General features: G+C 67.9%; 13 protein-coding genes. 8 read left to right on the top strand and 5 right to left on the bottom strand.

Features of this window, described 5'->3' with window-relative positions:
* The first annotated feature begins 103 nt into the window (after positions 1 to 103).
* Positions 104 to 1,927, top strand: a complete 1,824-nt coding sequence (gene glmS, locus CFB47_RS26695; protein ID WP_089442801.1) for a glutamine--fructose-6-phosphate transaminase (isomerizing) — start codon at positions 104 to 106, stop codon at positions 1,925 to 1,927.
* Positions 1,924 to 3,192, top strand: a complete 1,269-nt coding sequence (locus tag CFB47_RS26700; protein WP_089462816.1) for a hypothetical protein — start codon at positions 1,924 to 1,926, stop codon at positions 3,190 to 3,192. Before glmS ends, CFB47_RS26700 begins: the two co-directional genes overlap by 4 nt.
* A 49-nt stretch (positions 3,193 to 3,241) precedes the next feature.
* Here the strand turns inward: CFB47_RS26700 and CFB47_RS26705 are convergent, their stop codons facing one another.
* On the bottom strand, positions 3,242 to 3,427 hold the full coding sequence (locus CFB47_RS26705) for a hypothetical protein (protein ID WP_143330870.1): 186 nt from the start codon (positions 3,425 to 3,427) through the stop codon (positions 3,242 to 3,244).
* Between the two features lie 130 nt (positions 3,428 to 3,557).
* On the opposite strand from CFB47_RS26705, the gene CFB47_RS26710 reads away from it, so the two are divergent.
* Positions 3,558 to 4,391 (top strand): cytochrome c, encoded by an 834-nt coding sequence (locus CFB47_RS26710; protein ID WP_089462818.1) that lies wholly within the window; start codon positions 3,558 to 3,560, stop codon positions 4,389 to 4,391.
* 34 nt (positions 4,392 to 4,425) lie between these two features.
* Entirely contained in the window at positions 4,426 to 4,905 is a 480-nt protein-coding gene (locus tag CFB47_RS26715; protein ID WP_089462819.1) for a GNAT family N-acetyltransferase, read from the top strand.
* Between the two features lie 90 nt (positions 4,906 to 4,995).
* Here the strand turns inward: CFB47_RS26715 and CFB47_RS26720 are convergent, their stop codons facing one another.
* Genes CFB47_RS26720 through CFB47_RS26730 form a run of 3 tightly spaced genes read right to left on the bottom strand, consistent with a single transcriptional unit; the run spans position 4,996 to position 7,999 of the window.
* Complete coding sequence (locus tag CFB47_RS26720; RefSeq protein ID WP_089462820.1) at positions 4,996 to 6,261, bottom strand: Zn-dependent hydrolase; 1,266 nt, start codon at positions 6,259 to 6,261, stop codon at positions 4,996 to 4,998.
* Positions 6,254 to 6,778: an L-2-amino-thiazoline-4-carboxylic acid hydrolase gene (locus tag CFB47_RS26725; protein WP_089462821.1), complete on the bottom strand. Its 525-nt coding sequence runs from the start codon at positions 6,776 to 6,778 to the stop codon at positions 6,254 to 6,256. Before CFB47_RS26725 ends, CFB47_RS26720 begins: the two co-directional genes overlap by 8 nt.
* A gap of 54 nt (positions 6,779 to 6,832) precedes the next feature.
* On the bottom strand, positions 6,833 to 7,999 hold the full coding sequence (locus tag CFB47_RS26730) for a branched-chain amino acid ABC transporter substrate-binding protein (RefSeq protein WP_089462822.1): 1,167 nt from the start codon (positions 7,997 to 7,999) through the stop codon (positions 6,833 to 6,835).
* A 178-nt stretch (positions 8,000 to 8,177) separates the two neighbouring features.
* Here CFB47_RS26730 and CFB47_RS26735 point away from each other — a divergent pair, with 178 nt between their 5' ends.
* From CFB47_RS26735 to ahpF, 4 genes are all read left to right on the top strand, one after another.
* Complete coding sequence (locus CFB47_RS26735) at positions 8,178 to 9,074, top strand: LysR substrate-binding domain-containing protein (RefSeq protein ID WP_089442808.1); 897 nt, start codon at positions 8,178 to 8,180, stop codon at positions 9,072 to 9,074.
* A 128-nt stretch (positions 9,075 to 9,202) separates the two neighbouring features.
* Positions 9,203 to 9,412: a hypothetical protein gene (locus CFB47_RS26740; RefSeq protein ID WP_089462823.1), complete on the top strand. Its 210-nt coding sequence runs from the start codon at positions 9,203 to 9,205 to the stop codon at positions 9,410 to 9,412.
* Positions 9,413 to 9,682: 270 nt separating this feature from the next.
* Complete coding sequence (gene ahpC, locus CFB47_RS26745; RefSeq protein WP_034179823.1) at positions 9,683 to 10,246, top strand: alkyl hydroperoxide reductase subunit C; 564 nt, start codon at positions 9,683 to 9,685, stop codon at positions 10,244 to 10,246.
* 128 nt (positions 10,247 to 10,374) lie between these two features.
* The gene (ahpF, locus tag CFB47_RS26750) at positions 10,375 to 11,973 is read left to right on the top strand and encodes an alkyl hydroperoxide reductase subunit F (RefSeq protein WP_089457973.1); all 1,599 of its coding nucleotides are present in this window, start codon (positions 10,375 to 10,377) and stop codon (positions 11,971 to 11,973) included.
* Between the two features lie 95 nt (positions 11,974 to 12,068).
* Here ahpF and CFB47_RS26755 read toward each other — a convergent pair whose 3' ends face one another.
* Positions 12,069 to 12,848: an extensin gene (locus CFB47_RS26755; RefSeq protein ID WP_089462824.1), complete on the bottom strand. Its 780-nt coding sequence runs from the start codon at positions 12,846 to 12,848 to the stop codon at positions 12,069 to 12,071.
* Between the last annotated feature and the right edge of the window lie 16 nt (positions 12,849 to 12,864).

Below are 12,864 nucleotides of genomic sequence, written 5' to 3' on the forward strand. Positions count from 1 at the left end.
TCGCTGCGCACGGGACGTCATTCGTGCGACGCGGCGCCACTCCAGATACCGCGCTGCCGCACTTCGCCGGCAGCCCGGCAACCTTTTGTGGACGAGGTGAATCATGTGCGGAATCGTCGGAGCAAGCGGCCTGAACAATCAGGTGCCGCAACTGGTCAATGCGCTGAGCAGGCTCGAGTATCGCGGCTACGATTCGTGCGGCATTGCCGTACAGGACGACGGCCGCCTGCGCAGCGAACGCACGTTGCGGCGCGTGACCGACCTGCAGGCCCGCGTGCTGACGCTGGGTCTCGAAGCGCAAACCTGCATCGCGCATACGCGCTGGGCGACCCACGGCGCGCCGTCCGAAATGAACGCGCATCCGATCATGTCGGGCGACACGATCGCGGTCGTGCACAACGGCATCATCGAGAACCACGACGCGCTGCGCGTGGAGCTGCGCGAGCGCGGCTATACGTTTCGCGGCCAGACCGACACCGAGGTGATCGCGCACCTGATCCACAGCCTCTATCGCGACGACCTGTTCGACGCCGTCGTGCGCGCCGTCAAGCGGCTGCATGGCGCGTACGCGATCGCGGTGCTGAGCGCGAAGGAGCCGCAGCGCCTCGTCGCCGCGCGCGCCGGCTCGCCGCTCGTGATCGGCATCGGCGCCGAACAGAACTACCTCGCGTCGGACTGCGCGGCGCTCGGCGACCTGACCGACCGCTTCGTCTACCTGGAAGACGGCGACGTCGCGCTGATCACGCCGGACCGGATCGCCGTGGTCGACTCGGGCGGGCACGAGGCCCAGCGCCCGCTGTGCCAGGTGAAGGCGCGCGAAGGCGACGCCGCGCTCGGCCCGTACCAGCATTTCATGCAGAAGGAGATCTTCGAGCAGCCGAAGGCGATCGCCAGCACGCTCGACGGCATCGACACGATTTCGCCGGCGCTGTTCGACGCGACCGACGACACGCGCGCGCTGCTGTCGCGAGTGAGGAACGTGCTGCTGCTCGGCTGCGGCACCAGCTACTACGCGGGGCTGACCGCGAAGTACTGGCTGGAGGCCATCGCGGGCGTGCCCGCCCAGGTCGAGATCGCCAGTGAATTCCGCTACCGCGAGACGGTACCCGATCCGCGCACGCTCGTCGTCGGCATTTCGCAATCGGGCGAGACGGCCGACACGATCGGCGCGATCGAGCAGGCGCGCGACATGGGCCAGGCACTGTCGATGGCGATCTGCAACGTGGCGACCAGCACGATCGCGCGCAACGCGCCGCTGCGGTTCCTGACGCGGGCCGGCATCGAGCTCGGCGTCGCGTCGACCAAGGCGTTCACCACGCAGCTCGTCGCGCTGTTCGTGCTGACGCTGACGCTCGCACAGCTGCGCGGCCGGCTCGACGCGAAGCAGGTCGCGCTGCACCTGAAGCAGCTGCATGCGCTGCCCGAGCGCATCGGCCATGCACTCGCGCTCGAAACGCAGATCATGGGCTGGGCCACGAAGTTCGCGCGCACCGAGAATGCGCTGTTCCTCGGGCGCGGCATTCATTTCCCGATCGCGATGGAGGGTGCGCTGAAGCTCAAGGAGGTGTCGTACATCCACGCGGAAGGCTATGCGGCCGGCGAACTGAAGCACGGCCCGCTCGCGCTCGTCACGAGCGCGATGCCGGTCGTCACGATCGCGCCGGACGACCGCCTGTTCCACAAGCTGAAATCCAACATGGCCGAGGTACGCGCGCGCGGCGGACGGCTCTACGTGCTGGCCGGCGACCAGCTCGGAATCGACGCCGACCGCGACACGCACCTGATCCGCGTGCGCGAATCGGGCGACGTGCTGTCGCCGATCGTCAACGTGATTCCGCTGCAGCTGCTTGCCTATCACGTCGGCTGCGCGCGCGGCGCCGATGTCGACAAGCCGCGCAACCTCGCGAAATCGGTGACCGTCGAATGAAGGGACGAACGCGCCCGGCACAGTCGGTCGCGCAGTGCGTCGCGGCCGTGCTGTGCGGCGCATGCGGCATCGTCACGGCGATGCCGCCCGCCTTCGCCGCCACGCCGGCCGTGCATACGGTCACCGTGCAGGGCGCGCCTTCATCTCGCCCGGCCGTCGATCCGCGCAGCTTCATGCACGGCATCGGCGTGGCCGACGCCGGCAACGGCAAGCGCTGGGTGTTCTTCAGCAGCTCGGGAACCGTGCCGCGCGGCGCGATGCGCGGCGGCAGCTGGCCGCATGACGTGTACGTCGGCGAATGGCTGCCCGGCAAGCCGAACCTGCTGCACGTCCACACGTTCATCAGCCGCCCCGAGGCGCAGGAGCCCGTGTCGATCGCGCAGAACGCGCGCGGCGACATCTTCGTCACGTTCGAGGACGGCTGGAACGCGCCGCAGGAAGTCAGCCAGCGCTACGGCGTCTACCGCCGCGACCTGAAGCCGATCAAGCCCTACCCGAACGACGTCGAATCGGGCGGCCACTCGGGGCATGTCGCCACGGCGGCCGACCGCTTCGTGGTGTTCTATTCCGCCGACTGGGTCGACGGCGGCGGCGTCGACAACCTCGGCACCGGCAACGGCGTGTACGTGAAAACCTATGACGCGGCCGGGCGCGTGCTGAACCATGTCGCGGTCGCGCCGCGCCGCCGCGAGTGGTGGCCCGTCGTCGCGGGCTCGCCGCACACCGCGCTGCTCGTCTGGCAGAAATACATCGAGGGCAGCACGGACGCGACGCTCGAATACGCGATGTTCGACCCCGTCACGGCGAAGCTGGACAAGCTGGGGACGCTGAACGACGCGATCCAGTACTACGTGTATTCGTCGGCTTACGTGCCGGAGATCGACCGCTTCATCGTCGTCACGACGACGGCGGACGATCGCGGCGTCGCGATGCTGATCGCGCCGGACGGCCGCCGCACGGCGACGCTCGACTGCCTGCCGGCGTCGGTGCGCGAATCCGGTATCGGGGTGTCCGGCTCGCATGCGTACGTACCGATCCGCGACGGGCGGCTGCTGACGCTGGCGCTCGGGCCGGCGAACATTTCAGCGAGCGGCGTGCAGCGGTCGCCGATTCCGTGGGGGTTGACCGGTATCGCCGGCTTCCCCGGAAGCGGCACCGCGATGCATTTCGTGTCGTTGACGCCGTCAGGCACGCGCGAAGCCGATTTCGACCCGGCGCACGAAATGCCGTTGCCGAAGAACGAAGTGACTTGTTCGAGTCATTGACGGTGGCTCTGTAGCGCGATCGCCGTGGACGCGGCGGGCCGGCATGCGCTCACCCCGGCTCTTCCGCCTCTTCCGCCTCTTCCGCCTCTTCCGCCTCTTCCGCCTCTTCCGCCTCTTCCGCCTCTTCCGCCTCTTCCGCCTCTTCCGCTCCTTCGTGCTCAAACCTCGCCCCGCAATGCTGCCTCCCTCTCGCGGGCCGGCCGCCAGCCGCGCTGCCGCCGGACGGCCCGATCATGACCGCCGCCCCCATCCCCGCGCCGCAGTCGCCAGCGCCGCGCGTACCGGATAGACTGTCGCCCGATTCCTTCCATCGGCCGCGGCCAGCCACTCCGGTCGCCGCCGGAACGCCCTTTCCCGGAGAACGAATGCTGAAGCGCCGGTGGTTTTTGCTTTTGCTGCTGACGGTTTGCCTGATCGGACAACGCGCGTCGGCCCAGTCCGCGCTCGAACTCGAGACCGACGGCACGGCCCGCGCCCTCACCCGGCAGACGCTGCTCGCGCGCCCCGATGCCGCCGACATCCACGTGCCGCGCGACATCGCGTACGGCCGGCCGATGACGTTCCGCGCGGTGCCGTTCGCCGACCTGCTCGGCGACACGCTGCCGGCCGACGGCGTGCTCGAAACCCGCGCCGCCGACGGCTTCGCCGCGCAACTGCCGCTGGATCTCGTGCGCCGCCGCCCGCAGGCCGGCGCCATTCCGTGGCTCGCGATCGAGGATCCGGCGCATCCATGGCCGAAGCTGCCCGGCAAACAGGTCAGCGCCGGGCCGTTCTACCTGGTCTGGCTCGGGCCGGACGCGTCGTCGGTGCGCGGCGAGCAGTGGCCGTACCAGATCGTGCGCATCACGATCGAATCGTCGCCGCTCGCGCGCTGGCCGTCGCTCGCCGTCGATGCCGCGCTACCCGCGAACGATCCGGCTCGCGCGGGCCAGCGCCTGTTCGTCACGCAATGCCTCGCGTGCCACCGCCTCGACGGCGCGGGCAGCAGCCACGCCGGCCCCGACCTGAACACGCCGATGAACCCGGTCGACTACTTCCAGCCCGCCGCGCTGCGCCGCTATATCCGCAACCCGGCGTCGGTGCGCGACTGGCCGGGCCGCAGCATGCCGGCGTTTCCGCCCGACCAGCTGAGCGACCGCGAGCTCGACCAGATCGTCGCGTATCTCGCGTATATGGCGCGGCGCAAGGCCGCTCAGTAACGCGCGGCTGAATCGAATGACTCGAGGAAGATTGATGACGTCAGGCGACACGCTGTTCACCATCGCGCCGATCGATGCCGCGCAGACGCACCCGCTCCGCGCGATGATCCTGCTGAACGACGATCTGAACGCGTGCGACCTGGCCGGCGACCATGCGCCGACGACGCTGCACGTTGGCGTCCGTGATTCGTCGGGCATCGTCGCGGTTGCGTCGATCTGCGAGGAGGTGCGCGAAGACGATCCCGCGCGACCGGCGTGGCGGCTTCGCGGGATGGCCGTCCATCCTGCCGTCCGTTGCATGGGCTTCGGGCGTGTGCTGGTGCAGGTCTGCGTACGGCACGCGGAAGCACACGGGGCCGCACTCGTGTGGTGTACGGCACGCGAATCCGCGTACCGGTTCTATGAAAAACTCGGCTTCGCAGCCGATGACGCGACGATCACGATTCCGGAGCGCACCGATCTCGCGTTTCATGTGATGCGGCGGTACATCGATCGGCATTCGCCGGGCGCCTGACGACGCAACCCACGCGTTCGCATCGTCAGGCATTGACCGGCGCAGCCTGGCGCGGATGCTCCCGCCGGACCACTACCGTCACACTCCGGTTCAGCTTTCCTGCGCGCTCCGCAGCACCGCACGCAACAGCACGTCGGCGCCCGCCGCCGCCCACTCGGGCGTAATCGTTTCGGCTTCGTTGTGGCTCAGCCCGTCGACGCACGGGACGAAGATCATCCCCGTCGGCGCGACGCGCGCGACATAGCACGCGTCATGACCGGCGCCGGACACGATATCCATGTGCGACAGCCTGAGCGCCTGCGCCGCCTCACGCACCGTGTCGATGCAACGCGGCGCGAACGGAATCGGCGCATACGTGAAGATCTGCTCGATCTGCGCACCGAGGCCCGTTTCGTCGGCCACCCGTGCGAGTTCCGCGCGCAGCGTCGCGTCGAGCTCGTCGAGCACCGCGTCATCGGGATGACGGAATTCGACCGTGAAGAAGCAGCCGCCCGGCACGGTATTCCGCGAGTTCGGCCGAGCCTCGATCATACCGACGGTCGCCCGCGCGTACGGCGCGTAACGGCGGCCGAGCACTTCGACGAACGAGATCATCCGTGCGGCGCCGACCAGCGCATCGCGGCGGAATTCCATCGGCGTCGTGCCCGCATGCGCGTCGACACCGGTGAGCGTCACCTCGTACCAGCGCTGCCCCTGCCCGGCCGTCACGACGCCGATCGTCTTGCCGGCTCGTTCGAGAATCGCGCCCTGTTCGATATGCAGTTCGTACGCCGCATGCACCGGATAGCCGCCGACGGGCTCGGCGCCCGCGTAGCCGATCCGCGCCAGTTCCTCGCCGATCGTCCTGCCTGCGCCATCGGTGCGCGACAGCCCGTATTCGAGCGTATAGACGCCCGAGAACACGCCGGCCGACACCATCGCCGGCGCGAAGCGCGAGCCTTCCTCGTTGGTCCAGATCACGACGTCGATCGGGCGCTCGGTCTCGATGCCCGCGTCGTTCAGCGCGCGCACGACCTCGAGCCCGCCGAGCACGCCGTAGATGCCGTCGTAGCGGCCGCCCGTCGGCTGCGAATCGGCGTGCGAGCCGGTCATGACCGGCGCGGCGTCGGGGTTGCGCCCCGCGCGGCGCGCGAACACGTTGCCCATCCGGTCCACGCGCACCGTGCAGCCGGCGTCTTGCGCCCACTGCACGAACAGGTCGCGCGACTCGCGATCGAGATCGGTCAGCGCGAGGCGGCAGACGCCGCCCTTCGGCGTCGCGCCGATCTGCGCCATCCGCTCGAGCGACGCCCACAGGCGGGCGCCGTCGACGCGCGGCGCGCTCACGCGTTCGGCAATCGTGGTGTCGTCACGCATCGCCGTTCTCCGGCGCGGCCTGCAGCGCGTAACGGAAATCGCAGCGCTTGCCGCCCTGCATGATCGTGCTCGTCCGCGTGAGCGCGATGTCCGGCGCATAGCCCTGGATGAAATAGCTGTCGCGCGCGCAGCTCAACAGGTGTCCGATCTCGCCGAGCCCCATCGCGTGATACATCTCCGCATAGCTGCAGCGATGCACGTCGTAGTCGTAATGCGCGTCGTCCGCGCGCCGCACCTCGACGTCGAGCGCATCGTCCTTCTCCCACAACACCTGCAGCGCGATGAACGACTTCACGCTCGTGCCGCCGGGTTCCTGCGCGGCGAACGTGCGGCCGGCCTCCACTGCCGCACCGCGCACGGCTTCCGCGATCACGGCCTGCGCGCGCTCGGCGCCGAACTCGCGCTTCATGATCTCGTAGATCGGCTTGATGATTTCCGCTTCGATGCGGCGCCGCGCGAGGATCCCGAGGCGCGTGTCCTCGGGTGCGGCGGCGGATGTCTGGGTGGCTTCGGTCATGGGGATCGTCTTGGTTGTCTTATCGCGGTGTCGTGCTCTGTCGCGATGGGTCGCTTACTTGGTCGCGGTACGCGAGCCGCCGAGCACGTCGACGACGGCCCACTTGCCACTGCGCACCTGGTAGATCGTGAAGGCCGGGTCCTTCAGGTTGCCTGCGTTGTCGAACGCGATCCGCCCCGTCACGCCGGGCCGGTCGATCGCACGCACCGCCGCGACCAGTTTCGCCGGCTGCGTCGTACCGGCCTTCTGCGCGGCCGCGATCAGCGTGGCGGCCGCGTCGTACGCGAACGGCGCATGCAGCTCGATCGGCGCACGGAAGCGTGCCTGGTATTGCGTGTCGAACGCCTTGCCGCCCGGCATCCGGTCGAGCGGCAGGCCCGGTTCGAGCGCGGTCACGCCGTCGCCGTCCTTGCCGGCCAGCGACAGGAAGGTCTGGCTCACGAAGCCGCCCGCGCCGAGCAGCGGCGCGTTCACGCCGAGCTGACGCATCCGGCGCGAGATCGGCGCGGCCTGCGCATCGAGGCCGCCGAAGAACACGAGATCCGCGCGCTTGCCCTTGATCGCGGTCAGCACGCCGCTGAAGTCGGTCGTCTTGTCGTTCACGTACTGGCGATCAACGATCGTGCCGCCGTTCGCCTGCACGCCCTTGATGAACTGGTCCGCCAGGCCCGAGCCGAACGACGTGCGATCGTCGATCACCGCGATGCGCTTCGCCTTCAGCGTCTTCACCGCATACGCGCCGGTGAAATTACCGCCCGCATCGTCGTGGCCCATGATGCGGAAGGCCGTCGCGTAGCCCTGCTGCGTGTATTGATGGCCGGTGGACGCCGGCGCGATCTCCGGGATGCCCGCATCGCGGTAGACCCGCGACGCCGGCACGCTGCAGCCCGTGTTCCAGTGGCCGACGACGCCGATCACGTGCTGGTCGACGAGCTGCTGCGCAACCGCGACGGCCGTGCGCGGATCGGATTGATCATCGGCCGCGACGAGCTTGTAGACGACCGGCTTGCCGCCGATGGTCGGATGCTTCGCGTTCGCGTCGTCGATCGCGAGTTGCGCGCCGTTCTGCAGATCCTTGCCGATCCGCGCGGACGGGCCGGTGAGCGGCGCAGCGAGACCGATCAGGACGGTCTGCGGCGCGGATTGTGCGAACGCGGGAACGGAGGCGACCAGGGCGGCCGCCGAGAATGCGAGGCTGGCGAGAAGAAAGGCGATTTTCATGTGTGGGGGATCGGTGAGTCGAATCAAAACATGAAAAATATTAAATATTCAGCACCCAAACCCCAAATATCCAATTGTTGGATGCTTATGCCGTTCCCGACACATTAACGCACACCACTGTAAACACGGGATATTTTTGTGTTGTCGCTTACCCTGACTTTTCGATAAAATTCGATACATGAAAAATATCGAACAATTACCGCACGATCCACCGCTGCGCGCGGTGCGTGCGTTCGAAGCGTTCGCGCGTCTCGGGTCGGTCACGGCCGCGGCGGGCGAGCTCGACATCACGCCGTCGGCGGTCAGCCATCAGCTGCAACTGCTCGAAGCGTTCATCCAGACGCCGCTGACGGTGCGCGAGGGTCGGCTGCTCGCGCTCACGGACGAAGGCCGCGACTACTACCGCTCGATCAGCGCCGCGTTCTCGGTGCTGCGCAGTGCGACGCGCTTCGTGCGCGACCGCTCGTCGCTGCGGCAGATCACCGTCAGCCTGATTCCGCTGCTCGGCATCGGCTGGTTCATTCCGCGGCTGCACGCGTTCCTGGCCGACAACACGGATGTCGACGTGACCGTGCTGTACGCGCATCACCGCAACTACCGCAGCGACGCATCGGACCTGTCGATCCGCTTCGGCACCGGCGACTGGCCCGGCTACCGCTGCGAACGGCTGCTGCCGGGCGCGATGGTGCCGATGTGCAGCCCGTCGTTCCTGAAGCGCCACGGGCCGTTTCGCACGCCGGCCGATCTCGCGCGCGCCCCACTCGTGCACGACGAGGATCGCAGCACGTGGGTCAACTGGCTGCAGGGCGCGGGCGTCAAGCATGTGTCGCATGCGGTGGGCCCGATGTTCGAGGACGGCCAGCTCACGCTGAGCGCCGCGCGCGCGGATCTCGGCGCGGCCTTGCTGCGCGCGCCGCTGGTCGAGCGCGAGCTGGCGAATGGCGAGCTCGTGAAGCTGTTCGATCACGCGCTCGACGACGGGCGCGATTACTACCTGTGCACGCGCGAGGACGCGGACATGCCGGACGGGGCCAGGCGGCTGGCGGCGTGGCTGAGGAAGATGGCGGGGATTTGAGCGGAGCACGAAGACGCCGCTCCGACAACCGGCCGAATCGGGAAGCCGCATTCGCATCGGACGTGCCGCGCACTTGCACTTGGCCGACCGGATCGCCACGATGGTCGTGTCCCGTCACGGAGGTTGAAATGGACAGCATTCCAGTCGATCTATCGGATGACCAGCATGCCGCGTTGACCCGCATCGCCACGCACCAGAACAGATCCTCAGCCGAGGTCGTCCGGGACGCGATCGACGCCTACATCGCGCTACGGAACCGGACACTTGCTGACAATGTGTTCGGCCTCTGGAAGGGGTGCAATGCCGTCACCCAGGAAGACTTGCGCTCGGAGTGGTGAACGCGCCCCTGACGACCTTCGGTGCCGCCTGGAGCCGACCCACCGCGGCTTTTGACTTTCTGCGCATTCCCGCTCGCCGCATCTCCGCCCGGTTACCGCTCGTCCACACACCCGCGCGTCAATGACCTCCCCCGCCCCCCTGCCAATCAAGGGCCGGAAGCAGATAGAAATTCCTGATGCCCCGGATTGAAACAAGCAATTTCACAAGCTCAGGGTGAACCCGGATACTGGCAACACTCCACTCACCCCTGACGAAAAGGAATTGTCCAGATGCCGATCATCAACACTCAAATCAAGCCGTTCAAGGCAACCGCTTACCACAACGGCGAATTCGTGCCCGTCTCGGAAGAGAACTTCAAGGGCAAGTGGTCCGTCGTCGTGTTCTACCCGGCCGACTTCACGTTCGTCTGCCCGACCGAGCTGGGCGACCTCGCCGACCGTTACGCGGAATTCCAGAAGCTGGGTGTCGAAATCTACGGCGTGTCGACCGACACGCACTTCACGCACAAGGCATGGCACGACACGTCGGACACGATCGGCAAGATCAAGTACCCGATGATCGGCGACCCGACGCTCACGCTGTCGCGCAACTTCGACGTGCTGATCGAGGAAGAAGGGATGGCCCTGCGCGGCACGTTCGTGATCAACCCGGAAGGCGAGATCAAGCTGTGCGAAATCCACGACAACGGCATCGGCCGCGACGCAGGCGAACTGCTGCGCAAGGTGCAGGCGGCGCAATACATCGCGGCGCACCCGGGTGAAGTGTGCCCGGCCAAGTGGACGCCGGGTGCGGAAACGCTGACCCCGTCGCTCGACCTGATCGGCAAGATCTGACGATCGCGCCGCGCGCCTCGCACGAGGCGCGCGAGCCTCCCGATGACGGGCCGCCGCGGCATGCGGCCCGCGCCCTCCTCCGGCACGACGTGCCCGACCAGAATCATTAATACGGAATCCGAAACGCCATGCTCGACGCCAATCTCAAGAACCAACTCAAAGCGTACCTCGAAAAGATCACGCGCCCGATCGAACTCGTCGCCTCGCTCGACGACAGCGCGAAATCGCAGGAACTGCTGGCGCTGCTGAACGAGATTGCGTCGCTGACGGATCGCGTGACCGTGACCGAACGCCGCGACGACGCCGAGCGCAAGCCGTCGTTCTCGATCGGCGAGCCCGGCAAGCCGGCCGGCATCCGCTTCGCCGGCATCCCGATGGGCCATGAATTCACGTCGCTCGTGCTCGCGCTGCTGCAGACGGGCGGCCATCCGATCAAGCTCGACGACGACGTGATCGAACAGATCCGCGCGCTCGACGGCGACTACGCGTTCGAGACGTATTTCTCGCTGTCGTGCCAGAACTGCCCGGAAGTCGTGCAGGCGCTGAACGTGATGTCGCTGATCAACCCGCGCATCCGTCACGTCGCGATCGACGGCGCGCTGTTCCAGGGTGAAGTCGAGTCGCGCCAGATCATGGCCGTGCCGACGATGTTCCTGAACGGCGCCTCGTTCGGCCAGGGCCGCAGCAGCGTGAAGGAAATCCTCGCGAAGCTCGATACGGGCGCCAGCGCACGTGCCGCGAAGTCGCTCGAGACCAAGCCGGTGTTCGATACGCTGATCGTCGGCGGCGGCCCGGCAGGCGCGGCGGCCGCGATCTACTCGGCGCGCAAGGGCATCGCGACGGGTGTCGTGGCCGAGCGTTTCGGCGGCCAGGTGCTCGACACGATGGCGATCGAGAATTTCGTGTCGGTGCAGGAAACCGAAGGGCCGAAGTTCGCGACCGCGCTCGAACAGCACGTGAAGCAGTACGACGTCGACATCATGGACGTGCAGCGCGCCGATGCGCTGATTCCGGGCGACGTGCACCAGATCCGCCTCGCGAACGGCGCGGTGCTGAAGGCGAAGACGATCGTCCTCGCGACCGGCGCGCGCTGGCGTGAAATCAACGTGCCGGGCGAGCGCGAATACCGCAACCGCGGTGTCGCGTACTGCCCGCACTGCGACGGCCCGCTGTTCAAGGGCAAGCGCGTCGCGGTGGTCGGCGGCGGCAACTCGGGCGTCGAGGCCGCGATCGACCTCGCCGGCATCGTGAAGGAAGTCACGCTGATCGAATACGGCGCGCAACTGCGCGCGGACGAAGTGCTGCAGCGCAAGCTGCGCAGCCTGCCGAACGTGACGATCGTCACGCAGGCGCAAACGACCGAGCTGACCGGCGACGGCAGCAAGCTGAACGGGCTCGTCTACAAGGATCTGCGCTCGGGTGACACGCAGCGCATCGACCTGGAAGGCGTGTTCGTGCAGATCGGCCTCGTGCCGAACACCGAATGGCTGAAGGGCACGGTCGAACTGTCGAAGCACGGCGAGATCGTCGTCGATGCGCGCGGCGCGACGTCGGTACCGGGCGTGTTCGCGGCCGGCGACGTGACGACGGTGCCGTTCAAGCAGATCGTGATCGCCGTGGGCGAAGGCGCGAAGGCATCGCTCGGCGCATTCGACCACCTGATCCGCCAGGACGTTGCGCCGGCTGCCGCCGCGCAGCCGCAGGCCGAGGAAGCCGTCGCCGCGTAACGCGCGTCAGCCCGCCGGCACAACAGTTTGTCTCTCTTGGCCCCGCATGCTTTGGTCGGCATGCGGGGTCCTTTTTATGCCGAAGGCGTTCGCGGTTACTTGGTCGCAGTCGGGCCGCCGTCCGCTGGCGCTGGCGCCGTCGACTTGAAACTGCTCGACTGCCTGACCAGTTGCTCGGTCATCGCGGCGGCAACCGGATTCGCACCCGATGACGAACTGCCCTGCCGGTACGAACCGGTGCCCGCCGACATCGACGATACCGATGACATCGACGGCGGTGGCAACGACGGGTCGAGTTTCGCCGATTCCCTGACGAGCGCGGCCGTCTCCGGCGTTTCGGATTTCGTTGCGGAGGGTGCGGCGGCGGCGTGGCGTTCAAGGCCGTCGCGCTTGCGCGCCGCGCGTTGCGTGACCTGCGCGGGCGCCGGAGCCGGTGCGGCCTGCTGAACCGATTTGGCGGCTGGCGCCGGTGCGGATGGGGTCGAATCCTGCGCATCGACGGTCACGACGGTGACCTTCGGCGGCGGCGCGCTCGGCTTCGTCACCGGCTGCGATTTGTCGCTGACAACCGGCACGGCCGGCGCTGCACTGACGCGCGCGGTTTCGGCCGGCGCAGCAGCCGCCGGTGCGGGGGGCGGCGGCGCGACAGCCGCCTGTTTCGATGCCATCGCCGCGGCCGGGGCCGGCGGCGCGATGGTGCCCTGCACCGCGTGATCGTTGCCTGCGGGCGCCGCGGCAACGGGCGCGGCCGAATCGCCGATGCCGGCATCCTCGATCGCGCGGTGATCCGCACGCAGGAGCATCACGTAGGCAGTGCCGGCGGCGGCTACCAGGAGCCCACCGGCGATCATCAAGGTTTTGCGGGTACTCGTCATGCTTGCTCACCGCTCA

Origin of the sequence: Burkholderia sp. AU27893, assembly GCF_002223205.1 — a bacterium.
In the GTDB taxonomy this organism is placed as follows: Bacteria; Pseudomonadota; Gammaproteobacteria; order Burkholderiales; family Burkholderiaceae; genus Burkholderia.